Here is an 18,142-nt window from a genome sequence, read left to right as displayed (position 1 = left end):
GCCACGCTGAAAGAAGAAGCTGGACCCCGGATCAAGTCGGGAGTGACGAAGTAAGGGGGCTGAGGCTTACCTCCGCTCCCCGCTCAACCGGCTCATCAGAACCGCCGCGCGCTTCGCCTGCAGCGGGATGCTCTTGAGGTCCACCGTCTCGCCCGGCGCATGATCCCCCCGGCTCGCGGCGCCCATGCCGACATAGCCGGCGACGTCTTTCGCCACGAAGCTGATGTCGCCCGCCCCCCGGCGCAGCGGATCGAGTTCGGGCATTTCGGGTAATCCCATGTCGCGGTTGACGATGTTGAGCTTGGCCAGGATCGCGCGATTGCCCGCAGTCGGTGCCATCGCGGGATAGCCATCCTTGGGAAAGCTGATCTCGGCGCCGGTGCCAGGCAGGTGATCGCCGACGATCGCCTTCATCTTCTCGCGCACCCGCACGGTCTGCTCGTCCGAAAGCGTGCGCATGTCGCCATGCGCCTCCGCGACGGGCGGGATGATGTTGCCCTTGCCGGTCGCGGTCGCACGGATGCCCTGCGCGTCGAACTCGGTCGTCGCGCCGCCCGCGATCAGGCCGATATTATAGGTTAGGTTGGTCTCGGGCAGCTCGCGACGGAAGCGATCGAGGATGCGGACCAGCTCGTAAGTTGCGCCATAGCCGACCCGATCGGAGAAGATGCCGCTCGAATGGCCGGTCTTGCCCGTCGCCTTAATCACCCAGGACGACGAGGACCGCCGCGCGATCGACCCCATGTCGCGGCCATCATCGCGCGCCAGCCCTTCGAAATCGAGCGCGGCATCGGCGCGCTTGCCTGCGGCGATCAGGTCGGCGCGCGCGATCGATACCGGCTCACCGACATTCTCCTCATCGCCCGTCAGCACGATCTCGATATTCGCCTTGGCCAGCGTGCCCGCCGCCTTCATCGCGCGCAGGGCCGCAACCATCACGGTCATCCCGCCCTTGTCGTCGCCCACGCCCGGTCCCTCGGCCTCGTCGCCCTTGCGGGTCCAGTGTTGGAAGGGGCTGTCGGGTTCGAACACCGTGTCGAGATGGCCGATCAGGAGCAGGCGTTTGCCGTCCTTCGCACCGGCATGCGTCGCGACGATGTGGCCCGATCGTTTGGCGGCCGCCATCGGCACCCACGTCACGGTGAAACCCAGCGGCTCGAGCTCGGCGCGCATCATCTCGCCGACCTTCGCGACCCCCTCCATGTTGAGCGAGCCGCTATTCTGTTCGACCAGCTTTTGCAGCAAAGCGATCGACCGGTCGGTTTCGGCATCGATCGTGGCGATCATCTTGCCTTCCGGCGCCGACAAAGCAGCGAGCGTCGGCGTCGCCGACGCGGACGCAAACAGGCCACAGATCAGCATTTTAGCGGCGTTGCGCATCGTCATTCGGCTCCCGGCTTGAAGTTCGGCATAAAATGCTGCATATGCGGTCTCGCGTCGATGCCGGAATTTCGGGATTGGCCTTCGAGCAGCGTGATCTCCTGTCCGCTCCAATGGACAGGCCGGCTCGGGTTTAAAGACGCACCCCAAGCTTAGGCTTCCCAATTCACGCGGGTCGTCATTCGAACCCGCTGTCGCATGGTGCGTAGCCGTGCGCCCGCATCACATGCGAAAGAATTTCATGACCAAATTTTCCGACCTCGGTCTTATCGAGCCGTTGCAGCGCGCGCTGGCCTCCAAGGGCTATGACGTGCCGACCCCGATTCAGGCCCAGGCCATTCCCGGTCTCCTCGAAGGCCGCGATCTGTGCGGCATCGCGCAGACCGGCACCGGCAAGACGGCCGCGTTCGCGCTGCCCTCGCTCCATCACCTCGCCGAGAACCTGAAGCATACGCCGCCACAGGGTTGCCGCATGCTCGTCCTCGCGCCGACGCGCGAACTCGCCAGCCAGATCGCCGAAAGCTTCGTGCAGTACGGCAAGTATCTGCGCCTTTCGGTCGCGACCGTGTTCGGCGGCGTGCCGATCAACCGGCAGATCCGTCAGCTGTCGCGCGGTGTCGACGTCCTCGTCGCCACGCCCGGCCGCCTGCTCGATCTGATCGACCAGCGCGCTCTGAGCCTGAAGTTCGTGGAGATTTTCGTCCTCGACGAAGCCGATCAGATGCTCGACCTCGGCTTCATCCATGCTCTCAAGCGCGTCGATCAGCTGCTGCCGAAAAAGCGTCAGTCGCTCTTCTTCTCGGCCACCATGCCCAAGACGATCGCCGAGCTGGGCGACCGTTTCCTGACCGATCCGATCAAGGTGTCGGTCGCGCCGCAGTCGACCACCGCCGAGCGTGTCGAGCAGTTCGCGACCTTCTGTAACGCGACCGAAAAGACCGCGCTGCTGATCATGAAGATCAAATCGGAGCCGATCGACCGCGCGCTGGTGTTCAGCCGCACCAAGCACGGCGCCGATCGCGTCGTGAAGCATCTGCGTGCCGCCGGCATCGCCGCCGATGCCATCCACGGTAACAAGAGCCAGCCGCAGCGCGAGCGCACGCTGCTGGGCTTCCGCAAGGGTGAGGTGAAGATCCTCGTCGCGACCGATATCGCCGCGCGCGGTATCGACGTCGGCGGCGTCAGCCACGTCTTCAACTTCGAACTGCCCAACGTCGCCGAACAATATGTCCACCGCATCGGCCGCACCGCGCGCGCCGGCGCCACGGGCATCGCCATCGCGTTCGTGGCCGATGACGAGCGGCCTTATCTCAAGGCGATCGAGCGTCTCACCAAGGTGAAGCTCGAAATCCAGCCGCTGCCCGAGAACTTCGTCACCGAAAAGGCGAAGCTGCCCAAGCCGGCCGCTCCGACCGCCGAGGAACTTCGCCAGCAGCGCAACGGCCAGAACGGCCGCCGCCACGAAGGCGAACGCCCCGCCGGCGGGGCCCCCCGCCGCTTCGGCCGCCCCAAGGGCCCGGTCGGCGCGCACAAGAGCGCGGTCCGCAAGACCAGCGGGCGTTAAGCTTCGCTGTAGCGAAAACCCATATCGTCATCCCCGCGAAGGCGGGGACACATCCAGCCGTTTCGCAAGAGGCGACGTTGGATAGGCGTCTGCCTTCGCGGGGTGACGATTTTGGGGGCTATCCGATCTTGTAGACCGTCACCGCCGTCTTGCGGAAATGCTGCGGGAATGCCGTGCGCAGCGCCTCGACCTTCGGCAGGTCGTTATAGACGATATACGGATAGTCGGGCTTCCGCGTCAGGAAGTCCTGGTGATATTTCTCGGCCGGAAAGAAGCCCTTGTTCGGCTCGACCTTGGTCACGATCGGGGCTTTCCACACCTTCGCCGCGCCGAGTTGCGCGATATAGGCGGTCGCGATCTGCTTCTGCGCGGGCGTCGTCGGGAAGATCGCGGTCCGATATTGGGTGCCGCGATCGGGGCCCTGCCGGTTGAGCGTCGTGGGATCGGCGACCACCGAAAAGAAGATGCGCAGCAGCGTGCCGTAGCTCACCTTGCGCGGATCGTAAGTGACCTGCACCGCTTCGGCATGGCCGGTCGTGCCGCTGCCCACGGCATCATAGTCCGCATTGGCCTTCGTGCCGCCCGAATAGCCAGAGACGGCGCCGGTGACGCCTTCGACATGCTGGAACACGCCCTGCACGCCCCAGAAGCATCCGCCCGCGAAGATGGCGGTGCGGGTGGGGGCCGTGTCGGCGGGATCGACGGCAGGTGCGGGGGCGCGGGCGATGGTGCCTGCATCGACCTTGGGCGCCGGCGCGATCGCCGGGCTGCGCGTGGCCATCATGCCGGCGGCTCCCAGAAGGAGAAGACCGGCGGCAATTCCGACACCAAGATGTCGTTTCGGGGAATCCGTCAAAACGGCATCCTTTTTCTGCATTCTGTGGCGTTTATGCCACAGTTTGCCGATGGATGTCGAGAGCGACCGATTCCCCGAACGGGACGCCTGTTTAACGCAGCGCCGCGCAGGCGGTCTGGATGCGTTCGCAGGCTTCGGTGAGGATCGCTTCCGACGTCGCGTAGGACACGCGGAACGCCGGCTCGAGCCCGAAGGCCGCGCCGTGCACCGCCGCGACCCGCGCGTCGTCGAGGAAATAATCGATCAGTTCGGCGTCATTGGTGATCTTCTTGCCCGCCGGGGTCGACTTGCCGATCAGGCCCGACACGTCCGGATAGACGTAGAACGCGCCTTCGGGCCGCGGGCAGACCATGCCGTTGACCTGGTTGAGCATCGACACGACAAGGTCGCGACGCTTCTGGAACGCGTCGGCGCGCTCCTTGAGGTGATCCTGCGGACCGTTGAGCGCCGCCACCGCCGCCGCCTGCGCGATCGAGCAGGGGTTGGACGTCGACTGCGACTGCAGCTTCGCCATCGCCTTGATCAGCGGGGCCGGACCGCCGGCGAAGCCGATGCGCCAGCCGGTCATCGAATAGGCCTTGGAGCAGCCGTTGACCGTCAGCGTGCGATCGTAAAGGTCGGGCGCGACCTCGGCGATCGTGGCGAACTTGAAGTCGTCATAGACGATATGCTCGTACATATCGTCGGCCATCACCCAGACGTGCGGGTGGCGGCGCAGAACCTCGGCGATCGCCCGCAGCTCGTCGGCGGTATAGGCCGCGCCCGACGGGTTGGACGGCGAATTGAGCAGCAGCCACTTGGTCTTGGGCGTGATCGCCGCTTCGACCTGATCGGGCGTGATCTTGTACAGCTTGTCCGCGCCCGCCTTGATGAACACCGGTGTGCCGCCCGCAAACTGGACGATATCGGGATAGCTGACCCAGTAGGGCGCGGGGATGATCACCTCGTCGCCCGCTTCCACGGTCGCGACCAGCGCATTGAACAAGGTGTGCTTGCCGCCGACGTTCACCGTGATCTGCGACGCATCGTAGGTCAGGCTGTTGTCGCGCTTGAACTTGCCGATGATCGCGGCCTTCAGCTCGGCGGTGCCATCGACGTTCGTATATTTGGTCTGGTTGTTGCGGATCGCCTCGATCGCGGCTTCCTTGACGAAGTCGGGCGTGGGGAAGTCGGGCTCGCCGGCGGAAAGGCCGATCACGTCGATGCCCTTCTGCTTCAGCTCGAGCACACGGCTCGTCATCGCGAGCGTGGGCGAGGGCGAGATGCGGTTGAGGGCCGAGGCGATGAGGCTCATGAGATTCGCTTTCCCCAATTCTAAAAACGCGCGGGCTATGGCGCGCGATGGGGGTGAGGGCAACCTTAGCTTTGCTTGGGGCTGCAAAATCGTAGGATGGCGGCATGACCCTGCTCGAACGCCTCGCTGTGCCCTTGCCGATCATCCAGGCACCGATGGCCGGAACCTCGACGCCTGAAATGGCGGCGGCGGTGTCCAATTCCGGCGCGCTCGGATCGATCGCGGTGGGCGCCACGGACGCGGCCGGTGCGCGATCGATGATCGATGCGGTGCGCGCGCAAACCGATCGGGCGTTCAACGTCAACCTGTTCGTCCACGCGCCGCCACGCCGCGATCCCGCGCGCGAAGCCACGTGGATCGATGCGCTCGCGCCGCTGTTTACGGAGCAGCAGGCGGCGCCGCCCAACGAACTGCGCGAAATCTACACGAGCTTTGCCGCAGACGACGCGACGTTCCGTCTGCTCGTCGAACAGGCGCCGCCGGTCGTGAGCTTCCATTTCGGCCTGCCCTCGGCCGATCGCATTGCGGCGCTTCGGCACGCCGGCTGCCTGCTGCTCGCCACCGCGACGAGCCTTGCCGAAGCCGAGGCCGTGCGCGCAGCCGGTATCGACGTGGTGGTCGCGCAGGGCTGGGAGGCGGGCGGCCATCGCGGCATGTTCGATCCGGAGGCGCACGACGATCGGCTCGGCACGGTGGCGTTGACGAGACTGCTGGTCGCCAGATCGGACCTGCCGGTGATCGCGGCGGGCGGGATCATGGATGGCGCCGGTATCCGCGCGATGCTCGATCTCGGCGCGGTTGCAGCGCAGCTTGGCACCGCCTTCATCGCCTGCCCCGAAAGCAGTGCCGATGCGTGGCACCGCGCCGCGCTGGCCGGCGAAGCGGCCGAACACACCGTCATGACGCGCGCGATTTCGGGCCGCCCCGCACGCTGCCTCGCCAATCGCCTCACTGCGTGGGGCAAGGCGAACGAGGCGGCCGTGCCCGATTATCCGGTGGCTTATGATGCGGGCAAGGCGCTGAACGCCGCCGCCAAGGCGCGGGGCGAGGGTGGTTATGGCGCCCAATGGGCGGGGCAGGGCGCTCCGCTCGCCCGGCCGATGCCGGCGGCCGATCTGGTCGCGACGCTCGCGGCGGAAGCTGGGTTAGATTAGGCGCGCCGGCATCAATCCGCGCAGGGCGTTGCCGATGAAGAAGCCGTTCGTCAGATCGTCGGGTTTCAGGGCGGTCTCGATCGCCTTGCCCTCGTCGAGCAGGCGCGCACGCAGCACGCCGGGCATCAGCGCGCCGATCAACGGGGTATGCAGCACGCCGTCGCGTTCGACGAAGATGTTGGTGAAGCTGCCTTCGGTCAGATAGCCGTCCTCGTCGACGAAGATAACTTCGAACGTGCCGGCTTCGTGGCGGGCTTTATCGAGGAAAGCGCGATCGCTGGTCTTGTGCTGAAGCCGAAAATCGTCGCGCGTTGTGGGCAGCGGCACCAGCTTCACCGCGACCGTCTCGGTCGGCGTCTCGGGGAGTGGACGAACTTCGATCGCGAGCGCGCCGCTGCGGGCCAGGAGAAGGCGAATCTTGGCGCTGTCCGCCAGCCGGAAGGTCGCGGCCTGCAGGTCGTTGCGGCAATCATGGCGATTGAATGCAAAGCCCAGCGCATCGGCGCTCGCCTTCATCCGCGCCATGTGGCGGTCCAGATCGACGAAGCCTTCGATCGCGTCGAAGTGCATTGTTTCGATCAGGTCGAACGGCCTGCTCGCCATCGTGACGAATTCCCCTTTCGCCATACACTCACGCCACTCGGCTTCTCGTTGCGAATCGGCAACGATCCCCGACCCTAACCCCAAAATCGCAGATTTCCGACCCTTGGTGATGGAAAGCGTGCGGATCGCCACATTGAAGCCGGCCGATCCCTGCGGGCCGAGCCAGCCGATGGAGCCGGTATAGGGGCCGCGAGCAAGTGTTTCAACTTCCTCAATAATCTCGATCGCGCGGATTTTCGGTGCCCCGGTCACCGATCCGCAAGGGAAGATCGCGGCCAACAGATCTACCGCGTCGCGCCCGTCGGTCAGGCGTGCCTCGACGGTCGATGTCATTTGGTGGACGGTCGGATAGGTTTCGACCGCGAAGGCCCGCGTCACGCGCACCGATCCCGGCGTGGCGAGGCGCGACAGGTCGTTGCGCAGCAGATCGACGATCATCAGATTTTCGGCGCGCTGCTTGGAATCGCTCGCAAGTTGCTCCGCCGCTCTGGCATCAGCCGCGGGATCGGGCAGGCGCGCGGCGGTGCCCTTCATCGGACGGACGGTGACATGGCCGTCCTCCAGCGTGAAGAACAATTCGGGCGACAGGCTCAGAAGCCAATCCTCACCGTCGAACAGCACGCCGCCCCAGCCTGACAGTGCGTACCTGCGCAGCCGGGCATAGAGCGCCAGCGGCGCGCCGAAACACGGCACTTCGGCGCGATAGGTCAGATTGGCCTGATAGATGTCGCCCGCCGCGATATAGTCCTGCACCCGATCGAATGCGGCGGCATAGGCCAGCGGGTCGATCATCGGCTTGGGCGTTCCCGCCCAGGCGGCGGCGGGGTCGGGCAGTTCGGCCAGGACACGGTCGGCGGGAATGTGGCGCGGTGCGTCGAACAATCCGAACCACAGCAGCTTCCCGGGGCGGGCGAGGGGCGCGAGCCTTGGCTCAAGAGCATGCCCCGCCTCGAACGCCATGAACCCCGCCGCGTGCAATCCCTCCGCCTGCGCTGCGCGCAGCCGGGCGAGTGCCGGGGCGACCTCGTCGGGCCTGTCGGCGCGGACGATCTCGCGCGGGTTCGCGAACAGCCGCGCCCCATCCGAGCCGGACCGTGCATCGTCGAGCAGCACGAAGGGACGGTCGGTCGCGATCATGGCGGGCGATTGGGGGAGACTATGGGCGCTGGCAAGCCCGGTATTGCATCGCGCAGGGCGCTCGCCCATGTCGGATGGCATGACCGACGCCCCCAAACGCCCGCTTCAGGCGGTTATCGTGCCCGTCACGGCCTTCCAGCAGAATTGCACCTTGTTCTGGTGCACCAACACGATGAAGGGCGCCTTCGTCGATGCGGGCGGTGATCTCCCCACGCTCAAACGCGCGGCGGAAAAGCACGGTGTCACGATCGAAAAGCTGCTCGTCACCCACGGCCATATCGATCATTGCGGCGGCACCGGTATCTTGGCCGAGGAACTGGGCGTGCCGATCGAAGGCCCGCATGAGGGCGACCGCTTCTGGATCGAGCGTCTCGGCGATGACGGACGCAGTTACGGCATCGAAGGGCGCGTGTTCGAGCCCGATCGCTGGCTCAGGGACGGCGATCAGGTGACGGTGGGGGATCTGACGCTCGATGTCATCCACTGCCCCGGCCACACGCCCGGCCATGTCGTGTTCCACCATGCCCCATCGCAGCTTGCGCTGGTCGGTGACGTGCTGTTCCAGGGATCGATCGGCCGCACCGATTTCCCGCAGGGCAGCCACCAGGCGCTGATCGACTCGATCACGAAGAAACTCTGGCCCCTCGGCGGGGAAACCGCCTTCGTCCCCGGCCACGGGCCGATGTCGACCTTCGCGCACGAACGACAGGGCAATCCTTTCGTCGGCGATCGGGTGGTGGGCGCGGCCTAGCTTCCTTTCTCGTCATTGCGAGAAGCCGCAGGCGACGAAGCAATCCACTCCGCAGTTCGGAGTGGATTGCTTCGTTATGCTCGCAATGACGTAGAAAAATCAGTGCGCCGAGTCGCTCGTCACGGTCGTGATCGTGCCGTCCTTCGTCACATAGGGAATGCTCACCGCCCATCCGGCCAGCGCCAGCAGGACGACGAAGGTGATGAGGATGCCGATGCCGCGAAAGGCGTTGGTCCCGGCCTTGTCGAGGCTGATGCCGTGGAGCAGGCGGCCCACGATATAGACGATGCCGATCACCCACAGGACCGTGGAGGTACCGCGCGCCAGTTCGATCAGGCCCATCAGGATCAGAACGAACGGCGTATATTCGACGAAGTTCGAATGCGCGCGCATCCGCGCCTCGAGCAGTGGCACGTTGCCGTGGCCGATCGAGACCTTGGTCTTGACCCGCGGCCCCGACACGCGGATCGCGAGCCAGAGATTGACGATGGCGGCCGCACCGGCAATCGTCAGCGTAACAGGCAATATTATCATGGGCCCCTCCGGCAAATCGAACAGGTCCGCGTGATCGCAGGTCATGGACTTACTTGCAACGCGGGGCGAATTCGCTATAGGGCGGTCCGCTCGCGACGAGCCCGGTAGTCGGGTCGATGGCCTCAGGGCCGCGATCCTTATGCCACGGGGGTTCGTCGCTATTTTATTTGATCATTACAGGAAACAGGTGCCGAAATGGCCGTCCCCAAGCGAAAGACCTCGCCCTCCAAGCGCAACATGCGCCGCAGCCACGACGCGCTGAAGGTGGAAGCGTTCCAGGAATGCCCGAACTGCGGCGAACTGAAGCGTCCGCACAATCTGTGCAACGCCTGCGGCCATTATAACGGCCGTGAGATCGTTTCGGTCGAGGCGTAAGCCAGGGACCGGAACATGGCGACGGGTCATCAGGGGCCCCGGATCGCCCTGGATGCGATGGGTGGTGACGTAGGTCCGGCGACGATGGTCGCCGGGGCCGCGATCGCGCGCAAGCGCAACTCCGGCATCCGGTTCGTCCTGTTCGGCGATGAAGCACAGGTGCGGGCCGAAGTGGCGCGTCACCCCGTGCTCGCCGACAGCGAAATCGTTCACACCGAAGACGTCATCACCGGCGACGACAAGCCCAGCCAGGCGATCCGCCGGGCGAAGACGTCGTCGATGGGCCGTGCCGTGCTGGCCGTCAAAGACGGTCTTGCGGATGCGGCCTTGTCCGCCGGGAACACCGGCGCGCTGATGGCGATCGCCAAGCTGAACCTGCGCACGATGCACGGCATCGATCGGCCGGCGCTCGCCGCGCTGATGCCGACGCTGGGCGACAATGACGTCGTGATGCTCGATCTCGGCGCCAACACCGAATGCGATGCGCGCAATCTCGCCGAGTTCGCGGTGATGGGCGCGGCCTATGCGCGCGCCGCAATGGGGCTGAGCTGCCCGCGCGTGCGCCTGCTCAACATCGGCACCGAGGAGCTGAAGGGCACCGGCGAGGTCAAGGACGCCGCGGCCCTGCTGCGCACCCAGACCAGCGGCGAATGGCGCTTCGACGGCTTCATCGAGGCCGATCGTCTTGGGCGTGGCGAAGTCGATGTCGTCGTGACCGACGGTTTTTCGGGCAATATCGCGCTCAAGTCGATCGAGGGCACGGCCCGTTTCATCACCGACCTGCTCAAGCGCGCCTTCTCCAGCTCGCTGCGGTCCAAGGCCGGTTTCCTGCTGTCGCGTCCGGCTTTCACGCTGCTGCGCGGTCATCTCGATCCGAACAACCATAATGGCGCCGTATTTCTCGGGCTGAACGGTCTCGTCATCAAGAGTCACGGCAGCGCCGATGCCACCGGCACCGCCAACGCGATCGATGTCGCCGTGCGGATCGTTTCGGAAGATATTACGCGCCGCATCACCGAGGATCTGGATCGTTTCCGGACCCATGCGGAGTTGCCCGAAGCCGCCGCTTGACGGGGGCGCGGGTTGATCTGAATTAGTCGCCCTGTTTTGCGAGGCGGCGGGAACAAGGACTTTTCATGCGTCGTGCCGTCATCGCGGGTACCGGATCGGCCCTTCCCAAAAGGCGCGTGACGAACGAAGAGCTCGCGCAGACGGTCGACACCAGCGACGAGTGGATCCAGGCGCGCACCGGCATCGCCGCGCGCCACATCGCCGGTGATGACGAAACCACGGTGACGCTGGCGACCGACGCCGCCCGCGCCGCGCTCGAAGCCGCCGGGATCGACGCCTCCGAAATCGGCCTGATCGTGCTGGGTACCGCGACCCCGGATCAGACCTTCCCGTCCTCGGCGACGCAGGTGCAGGCGAAGCTGGGCATCGACGATTGCGTATCGTTCGACGTGCAGGCGGTCTGCTCGGGCTTCCTCTACGCGCTGTCTGTCGCGGATTCGATGATCGCCAAGGGCGTCGCCGATACCGCGCTGGTGATCGGTGCCGAAACCTTCAGCCGCATCCTCGACTGGGAAGATCGCACCACCTGTGTCCTCTTCGGTGACGGCGCAGGTGCGATCGTGCTGAAGGCGGAGGAGAGCGCCGATGGCGCACGCGGCGTGCTGGCGACCAAGCTCCATGCTGATGGCCGCCACAACCAGCTCCTCTATGTCGATGGCGGCCCGTCGACCACGGGTACGGTCGGCAAGCTGCGCATGAAGGGGCAGGAGGTGTTCCGCCATGCCGTCGTCAACCTCGCCGAGGTGCTCGCCGAGGTGGTGAAGGACGCCGGGCATGAAATGGGCGACATCGACTGGGTCGTGCCGCATCAGGCCAATCGCCGCATCCTCGACGCGACCGCGCGCAAGCTTGGCCTGCCGCCGGAGCGCGTGATCATGACGGTCGATCAGCACGCCAACACATCAGCCGCCTCGGTCCCCCTTGCGCTCGATGTCGCGGTGCGTGACGGACGCATCAAGCCCGGCGATCTCGTCGTGCTCGAAGCGATGGGTGGCGGCTTCACCTGGGGCGCGGCGATCGTGCGCATCTAAACGGCAACCAGTCCAGGGCGGCCAAAACCACCCAATTGTAAAACAATGTTAAATATGTTCGCCGAATCGACCCGCGATGGTCGAATCTTGCCGTGGAATCAACTTTGCGGAACGCAAAGTCGACGATAAGGTGATATTCGAGATCGGTGGGGGACAATATGGGGTTGGACAGCAGTACGTTGACGCGCGCGGACTTGTCTGAACAGGTTCATCGTGAAATCGGGCTGTCCCGTGCCGAATCCGCTTCGATCGTCGAACAGTTGCTCGACCATATTTGCGGCGCGCTGGCCGAAGGGCAGAACGTCAAGATTTCGGGCTTCGGCAGCTTCGTCCTGCGTGAGAAGGGCGAGCGGGTCGGCCGCAATCCCAAAACCGGTGTCGAAGTGCCGATCGCCCCGCGCCGCGTACTTACCTTCCGCGCCAGCCAGATGTTGCGTGACAGGATCGTGAACGGCCACTAATCGCTTTGGTCATGACACCCGGCGGCGACAAGTCGGAAGATGCCTTCCGCACGATTGGCGAGCTATCGGCCGAGCTCGGCATTCCCCAGCACATCCTGCGCTATTGGGAGAGCCGCTTTCCGCAGCTCAAGCCCCTGCAGCGCGCGGGCAACCGGCGCTACTACCGGCCTGCCGACGCGGCGCTGGTCCGCCGAATCCATAGCCTGCTTAATGATCAGGGCTACACCATCAAGGGTGTCCAGAAGCTGCTCGCGCAAAAGGGCGGCGCCGCGCCTGAGCCCGAAGCCGTCGGCGATGACGGGCAGCGCGTGATCGCACCCCCGCCGGTGCTGGTCGTCAACCAGTCGGCTTTGCCGCGCGCGATCCGCGCCGAACTGGAAGCTATCCGCGATTCGCTGAAAGCGGCGCTCGCGACGGATATGGAATAACCTCTTTCCGCGAATTGCTCGTCATTGCGAGCATAGCGAAGCAATCCAGTCCCGTGAGGGTGGGGTTCGAACCATTCTCAAGTGCGGGACTGGATTGCCGCGTAGCCTGCGGCTCCTCGCAATGACGAATGGGAGACTAGTTCCCGTCCGGCCCCAGCGCAGGATCGAGATCGCGCGGGCGGACGAAGCGGGCGAGGGCGCCCTTGTTGGCGCGGACATCTTCCCAATGGTCGACCGGCAGGCTGATCTCGGCGATGCTGGCCGTGGGGAATTTCTCCTCCACTTCGTAGCGCGCCGTTCCCTCGGCCCCCTCGGGCACGAGCATCATGATCAGATCCTCCAGACCCGGATTATGCCCGGCGATCAGCAGGTGCGAATAGGAATCGTCGGCCTCCTGGATCACGTCGAGCAGCGATTCGGCCGATGCGAGATAGACGCGCTTGTCCCACGCGGGGGCGATCGTCTCGCCCAACCCGGTCGCGACATGCTCCAGCGTTTCGACCACGCGCACCGCGGGCGATGCGACGATATGATCGAACTCGAGATGTTCGTGGCGCAGATATTCGCCGACGCGTTGTGCGGCGCGCTTGCCCTTCGCATTGAGCGGGCGATCGAAGTCGCGCGAGACAGGCTCGTCCCACCCCGATTTGGCGTGGCGCAGCAACGTAACCGTCTTCACGATCGGCTTGTCTCCTCTCCGGTCGAGGGAACAGTGCCTGAAAGATGCGACGATAGGAAGTCGGCGCCCCGCGCTTTTTGTGCAGCCGCGATCCGCGCGACCGCTTCGTCGAGCGTTACGCGCAGCACCGGCACATCGCCGGGAAAGGCATCGAGCAGGCGCGACGGCGTGGCCGCACCCAGCAGCACGAAATGCCCCCGATCGCCGGCGGAGCGGATCAGCCGCCCGAACGCCTGGCGCAGCCGCGCGCGAACGATGCGATCGTCATAGGCGCTGCCGCCGCCTGCCATCTTGCGCGCGCTGTGCAGCACGGTGGGGCGCGGCCATGGCACTCCCTCCATCACCACAAGCCGCAGCGAATCGCCCGGCACGTCGACCCCGTCGCGCAGTGCATCGGTGCCCAGCAGAGACGCGCGCGGATCGTCGCGGAAGATGTCGACCAAAGTGCCGGTGTCGATCGGGTCGACATGTTGCGCGTAGATCGGGAGCCCGTCTCGCGCGAGGCGATCGGCGATCCGGGCATGGACCGCGCGCAGGCGGCTGATCGCGGTGAACAGTCCCAGCGTCCCGCCGCCCGCCGCTGCGATCAGTCGGTGATAGGCCTGCCCCAGTTGCGCGACGTCGCCGCGCTTCAGATCGTTGACGATCAGCACCTCGGCATGCGCGGCATAGTCGAACGGGCTGGGCACCGCGATCCGCGCCGTGCGCGCGTCAAGATGCGCGGCGCCGCTGCGCGCTTCGGCAACAGTCCAATCCTCGCCGTCGCGCAGAGTCGCCGATGTGATGACCGCACCCTGCGCCGGCTTGAGCACGGTCTCTGCAAAGGGCCGCGACGGATCGAGCCAGTGGCGGTGGAGTCCGATGTCGAACTCGCGTCCTTCAACCCGGTCGACCGCAAGCCAATCGACGAAGTCGGGATCGACCGGACCACCCAGCCGCGCGAGCATCGCGACCCACGCGGCGACGGTCTGCCCGCGCTGGACGAGGCCCGCGATCGCTCCTTCGACCCGGGCGCGCGCCTGTCCGTCGAGCCAGTCGGGCGCGTCGTCCATGATCGCCACGAGCCTTTGGCGTAGTTTGGCCATCGGTCGCATCAGCCCTTCCAGCGCGGCGATGGCCGGCTGCGCCGCGTCGATCAACATAGGCGGGGGAATGTTCGCGTCGGTTTCCAGCCCATAGCCCGCATCGGCCGCATCGGCGCGCGCCAGAACGGCGGCGCGGACGGCGGCCAGCAGCCGCTCGATCGGCCCCTGCGGCAGATCCTCACCGAGCCGCCCAAGCCATCCGTCGCCGGGCAGCAAGGTCGCGGCGGTCGCGGCGGCGTCGATCGCGAGCCCGCCTTCCTCGTCATAGCTGGCGATGTCCGAAAGCCGCGCCGAAAGCCCGCGCCGCCGCCCGCGCGACTTGGCTTCGGGGCCGATGATCCAGCGGCGCAGTTCGATCGCTTCCTGCCCGGTCAGCGCCGCCGCAAAGGTCGAATCCGCCGCGTCGAAGATATGATGGCCTTCGTCGAAGATGATCCGCCCGATCGGCGCGCCTTCATCGGCACGGCGTTGTGCCAGGATCATCACCAGCGCATGGTTGGCGATGACGATGTCGGCCTGCTCGGATGCGCGCGCGGCGCGTTCGATGAAGCATTTCCGATAGTGCGGGCAGCCCGCATAGACGCACTCGCCACGCCGGTCGGTCAGCGCGGTCGATCCCGCGCGTCGGAACAGGGTCGGCAGCCATCCGGGCATGTCGCCGCCCACCATGTCGCCGTCACGGCTGTAGCGCGCCCAGCGGGCGACAAGCTGCGCCAGGATTGCCGCCCGGTTCTGGAATCCGCCCTGCAGCGCATCTTCCAGATTGAGCAGGCACAGATAGTTTTCGCGGCCCTTGCGGATCACCACCTTGCCCGCGCGCGCCGCCGGATCGGGAAAGGCGCGTCGCGTTTCCTTGTCCAGCTGGCGTTGCAGCGCCTTGGTGTAGGTCGAAATCCACACGCCGCCCTGCGCCTGATGTGCCCACAGGGTCGCGGGCGCCAGATAGCCCAGCGTCTTGCCGATCCCCGTCCCCGCCTCGGCCAGAACGAGGTTGGGTTTGCCCTCGGCGATGCGCGGATCGAAGGCGCGCGCGGCGGCGGCGGCATATTGGCGCTGCCCCTCGCGGCTTTCGGCGCCGGGGCCGACAAGATCGCTCAGCCGGTCAAGCGTCTCATGTTCGTCGAGCAGAACGGCGCGTGGTGGGGGGCGGCGCGCTTCCTCATCCCATTCGGGGAGGCGCGCGAAGAGGCCGCGTTCGGGCTTGGCCGGCTCGCGCAGCACCTTGCCCAGCGCCGCGACCCACGGCCAGCGCAGCCGCGCGAGCGATTGCGCGCTGTTCCACGCCCCATCGCGTTCGGCCCAGCTGTCGCGCGCCTCGACCCGCTCCAGCAGCGCCTGCGCCGCCTTCAACAGCAATGCCGCGCTCGATGCCTCGTCGACGGGCGGATCGAGATCGAGCGCGCGGGCGATGCCCGCCGGCGTCGGCACCGCGAAGCGCGCTGGATGAACGAAGGCGAACAGCTCCAACAGGTCGAGCCCCAATAGCTCGGGCAGGCCAAGGCGCGCGGAGACCAGCGGCGCGTTGAGCATGATCATCGGCATATCCGCCGCCATGCTCGTCGCCTCCCCACGCCCGACCGCGCGGACATGCCCGTCGGGCGAGGCGATCCAGATACCGGCATGGGTGGCATGGAGCGCGGAATAGGGCAGGGGCGGCGGCATTCCCTCGCTATGTAGGAGATGCGGAACGGCGGGGGAACAGCAGTTGATCGCATTCTCCCGTCCCCGTCACCGCGGACTTGATCCGGGGTCCAGCTTTTCTGCCGAACCGAGCAAGAAGCGGGATCCCGGATCAAGTCCGGGATGACGAAAAGGGGGGGAGATCGACTGTCCTACACAGTCACACGCCCCTAAATTCGTCCCATGCTCACCCTTCGCTCCACCAGCCTCCGTCGCCTCCGCGCGGCGGCTTGCGGGAGGCGATTCCGGCGCGCACGTAGTGACAACTTTGGGCGTTGTTATATTTCGCGTACCCACTACTCTCGGTTGGAGGGCTAGGCTATGAATGCTTGGTCTGATCCGGGGGAGTTTGAAGCCGTGGCGCGAACAACCAACGTCGTTAATTTGGACGCCCTTATCAAGCGAGCAGACCTTGCCGAAATTGGTGAGGCTTCAGACGACATTCCGACCCTTTACATCAACGGATTAGAGCCCAAGGGGCTTCTCTACCCAGCGTTGCGGAAGCCGGACTTTCAGCGCGAAACTGCGGTTTGGTCTCCCGAACAGGTTTCAGATCTTATCGCCACGTTTCTAAGGCGCGAACTGATCCCAGCGGTGATCTTGTGGCGAAGCGGCAAACATGTGTTCGTGGTAGATGGAGCTCATCGCCTCAGCGCCCTTATTGCTTGGGTTCACAATGATTATGGCGACGGGACTATCAGTCAGGATTTTTTTGGGTCTGTACTCCCCGAAGATCAGGTCAAGGCCGCTAGGCGGACTAGGGACTTCGTCGATGGCACCATCGGTTCGTATCTGGAACACCGCGATGCCATTGAGCGGCCTGATAGGGCGCGGCCCGAAGTGCTTGAAAGGGCACAGCGATTTGGCTGGCAGAATATTGAAGTGCAGTGGATTCGTGGGGCGGATCACGCGAAGGCTGAAAAGTCATTTTTCCGAATCAATCAGGGAGGGACTAAGATTGAGCCCACTGAGCAGCGCATTCTCCTTGCACGCACTTCTGCGACGGCCCTCGCCTCCCGCGCCATTCTGCGCGGCGGTTCAGGCCATAATTATTGGGACAAGTTTTCGGCTGCGACACAGCGGCGCATTGAAGAGTTAGGCCGCGAAATATTCGCGCTGATGTTTAATCCGAATATCGAGCAGCCCATTCGGACGCTAGATTTGCCAATGGCGGGTCAGGGCTACGGCCCGCATGCACTTCCGTTCGTGTTCGACTTGGTAAACATCGCGAACAAGGTGCAGGTCGCCGATTCCAGCAATAAGAGAGTCAAGGAGGAAGATGGTTTCATCGATGACCTCGACGGCTCAGAGACGGTTAAATACTTGACCGAGGTTCGTCGGTTGCTCTGGCGATTTTGCTCTAACAACCCGTCATCCCTCGGCCTGCATCCAGTCCTCTATTTCTACAGCGGCAGCGGGGTTTTTCAGCCGGCGGCGTTGCTCAGCTTTGTAGTTTTGATGAAAGAATGGGAAACGGCTGATTACCGGAACTTTGTCGAAGTGCGTTCGCAGTTTGAGGAGTTTCTGCTGGCCAATCGCAACATTACGGAGGCGATTAGAAAGCTGGGAACTGGGAACCGGAGCCGACCCCGTATTATCGGCCTATACCGGATCATTATAAACCAGCTGCGCGAAGGAAAAACTTCTGCGGAGGTTGCGAATGCTCTCCGGGAGACCAAGGATTATGGATTTTTGATCGATGCTTCTGATGAGGCCCCGCCGATGTTGGCCCTAGACGGTGGGTCGTTCAGTCGCGAGACTAAAGGCGCCGCGTATATCGCCGAGGCGCTCCCCCACGCGCAAAAATGCCCCTCATGCGGGGGCCTCATGCATCGCAACGGAATGCAGGTTGGCCACCGCCGTCACCGTCGGGATGGGGGGAGTGGTAGGCAGGACAATGCCATGATGCAGCATCCATTCTGCAACAGCACCGTGCATAACTAGGATGGCTTGTCCCTCGCTCTCCGGACCAACTGATCGAGCGCGGCGTCCGCGACGGTGGGGTTTAGTTCGCCAGCGGCGATGGCCTCGCTTACGAACTTTCGGAACCGCTCGCTCT

16 protein-coding genes are annotated in these 18,142 nt (G+C 65.0%); 9 read left to right on the top strand and 7 right to left on the bottom strand.

Translation table 11 applies throughout. The features are described 5' to 3' along the window. Positions 1–66: 66 nt before the first annotated feature. Positions 67–1,380, bottom strand: a complete 1,314-nt coding sequence (locus FYJ91_RS01980; RefSeq protein WP_425473981.1) for a M20/M25/M40 family metallo-hydrolase — start codon at positions 1,378–1,380, stop codon at positions 67–69. 241 nt (positions 1,381–1,621) lie between these two features. On the opposite strand from FYJ91_RS01980, the gene FYJ91_RS01975 reads away from it, so the two are divergent. Further along, positions 1,622–2,944 (top strand): DEAD/DEAH box helicase, encoded by a 1,323-nt coding sequence (locus tag FYJ91_RS01975; RefSeq protein ID WP_149520597.1) that lies wholly within the window; start codon positions 1,622–1,624, stop codon positions 2,942–2,944. Positions 2,945–3,062: 118 nt separating this feature from the next. Here the strand turns inward: FYJ91_RS01975 and msrA are convergent, their stop codons facing one another. Together msrA and FYJ91_RS01965 are read right to left on the bottom strand one after the other, a co-directional pair. Next, positions 3,063–3,728, bottom strand: coding sequence for a peptide-methionine (S)-S-oxide reductase MsrA (gene msrA, locus FYJ91_RS01970; RefSeq protein WP_181008309.1), 666 nt, complete (start codon positions 3,726–3,728; stop codon positions 3,063–3,065). Positions 3,729–3,891: 163 nt separating this feature from the next. Continuing rightward, the gene (locus FYJ91_RS01965) at positions 3,892–5,094 is read right to left on the bottom strand and encodes a pyridoxal phosphate-dependent aminotransferase (protein WP_149520595.1); all 1,203 of its coding nucleotides are present in this window, start codon (positions 5,092–5,094) and stop codon (positions 3,892–3,894) included. A gap of 104 nt (positions 5,095–5,198) precedes the next feature. Between FYJ91_RS01965 and FYJ91_RS01960 the strand changes: the two genes are divergently transcribed. Continuing rightward, positions 5,199–6,248: an NAD(P)H-dependent flavin oxidoreductase gene (locus FYJ91_RS01960; protein ID WP_149520594.1), complete on the top strand. Its 1,050-nt coding sequence runs from the start codon at positions 5,199–5,201 to the stop codon at positions 6,246–6,248. On the opposite strand, the gene pabB is transcribed toward FYJ91_RS01960, so the two are convergent. Continuing rightward, entirely contained in the window at positions 6,240–7,988 is a 1,749-nt protein-coding gene (gene pabB, locus FYJ91_RS01955; protein ID WP_181008308.1) for an aminodeoxychorismate synthase component I, read from the bottom strand. The two genes, FYJ91_RS01960 and pabB, sit on opposite strands and share 9 nt — an antisense overlap. 67 nt (positions 7,989–8,055) lie before the next feature. Here pabB and FYJ91_RS01950 point away from each other — a divergent pair, with 67 nt between their 5' ends. Further along, positions 8,056–8,739: an MBL fold metallo-hydrolase gene (locus FYJ91_RS01950; RefSeq protein WP_246152365.1), complete on the top strand. Its 684-nt coding sequence runs from the start codon at positions 8,056–8,058 to the stop codon at positions 8,737–8,739. A 99-nt stretch (positions 8,740–8,838) separates the two neighbouring features. Here FYJ91_RS01950 and FYJ91_RS01945 read toward each other — a convergent pair whose 3' ends face one another. Then, positions 8,839–9,273: an MAPEG family protein gene (locus tag FYJ91_RS01945; protein ID WP_149520593.1), complete on the bottom strand. Its 435-nt coding sequence runs from the start codon at positions 9,271–9,273 to the stop codon at positions 8,839–8,841. 195 nt (positions 9,274–9,468) lie between these two features. On the opposite strand from FYJ91_RS01945, the gene rpmF reads away from it, so the two are divergent. From rpmF to FYJ91_RS01920, 5 genes are all read left to right on the top strand, one after another. Beyond that, positions 9,469–9,648, top strand: a complete 180-nt coding sequence (rpmF, locus tag FYJ91_RS01940; RefSeq protein WP_127743140.1) for a 50S ribosomal protein L32 — start codon at positions 9,469–9,471, stop codon at positions 9,646–9,648. 15 nt (positions 9,649–9,663) lie between these two features. Beyond that, positions 9,664–10,719 carry a phosphate acyltransferase PlsX gene (gene plsX, locus FYJ91_RS01935; protein WP_149520592.1) on the top strand — a complete coding sequence of 352 codons (1,056 nt, stop codon included), beginning with the start codon at positions 9,664–9,666 and terminating at the stop codon, positions 10,717–10,719. A 65-nt stretch (positions 10,720–10,784) separates the two neighbouring features. Continuing rightward, positions 10,785–11,750, top strand: coding sequence for a beta-ketoacyl-ACP synthase III (locus FYJ91_RS01930; protein ID WP_149520591.1), 966 nt, complete (start codon positions 10,785–10,787; stop codon positions 11,748–11,750). 158 nt (positions 11,751–11,908) lie between these two features. After that, complete coding sequence (locus FYJ91_RS01925; RefSeq protein WP_149520590.1) at positions 11,909–12,211, top strand: integration host factor subunit alpha; 303 nt, start codon at positions 11,909–11,911, stop codon at positions 12,209–12,211. A gap of 11 nt (positions 12,212–12,222) precedes the next feature. Beyond that, a complete protein-coding gene (locus FYJ91_RS01920) occupies positions 12,223–12,639 on the top strand; it encodes a MerR family transcriptional regulator (RefSeq protein ID WP_149520589.1) in 417 nt (138 codons plus the stop codon). Between the two features lie 136 nt (positions 12,640–12,775). Here the strand turns inward: FYJ91_RS01920 and FYJ91_RS01915 are convergent, their stop codons facing one another. Both FYJ91_RS01915 and FYJ91_RS01910 read right to left on the bottom strand, forming a co-directional pair. After that, the gene (locus FYJ91_RS01915) at positions 12,776–13,318 is read right to left on the bottom strand and encodes a SixA phosphatase family protein (protein ID WP_149520588.1); all 543 of its coding nucleotides are present in this window, start codon (positions 13,316–13,318) and stop codon (positions 12,776–12,778) included. Next, a complete protein-coding gene (locus FYJ91_RS01910) occupies positions 13,315–16,065 on the bottom strand; it encodes an ATP-dependent DNA helicase (RefSeq protein ID WP_149520587.1) in 2,751 nt (916 codons plus the stop codon). Before FYJ91_RS01910 ends, FYJ91_RS01915 begins: the two co-directional genes overlap by 4 nt. Positions 16,066–16,404: 339 nt before the next feature. Here FYJ91_RS01910 and FYJ91_RS01905 point away from each other — a divergent pair, with 339 nt between their 5' ends. Continuing rightward, positions 16,405–18,027: a GmrSD restriction endonuclease domain-containing protein gene (locus FYJ91_RS01905; RefSeq protein ID WP_219822547.1), complete on the top strand. Its 1,623-nt coding sequence runs from the start codon at positions 16,405–16,407 to the stop codon at positions 18,025–18,027. Positions 18,028–18,142 lie beyond the last annotated feature (115 nt).

The sequence above is a fragment of the Sphingomonas montanisoli genome, from assembly GCF_008274695.1.
Lineage (GTDB): Bacteria > Pseudomonadota > Alphaproteobacteria > Sphingomonadales > Sphingomonadaceae > Rhizorhabdus > Rhizorhabdus montanisoli.
Note: the sequence above shows the minus strand (reverse complement) of the source record. Positions and strands in the feature narration are given on the sequence as shown.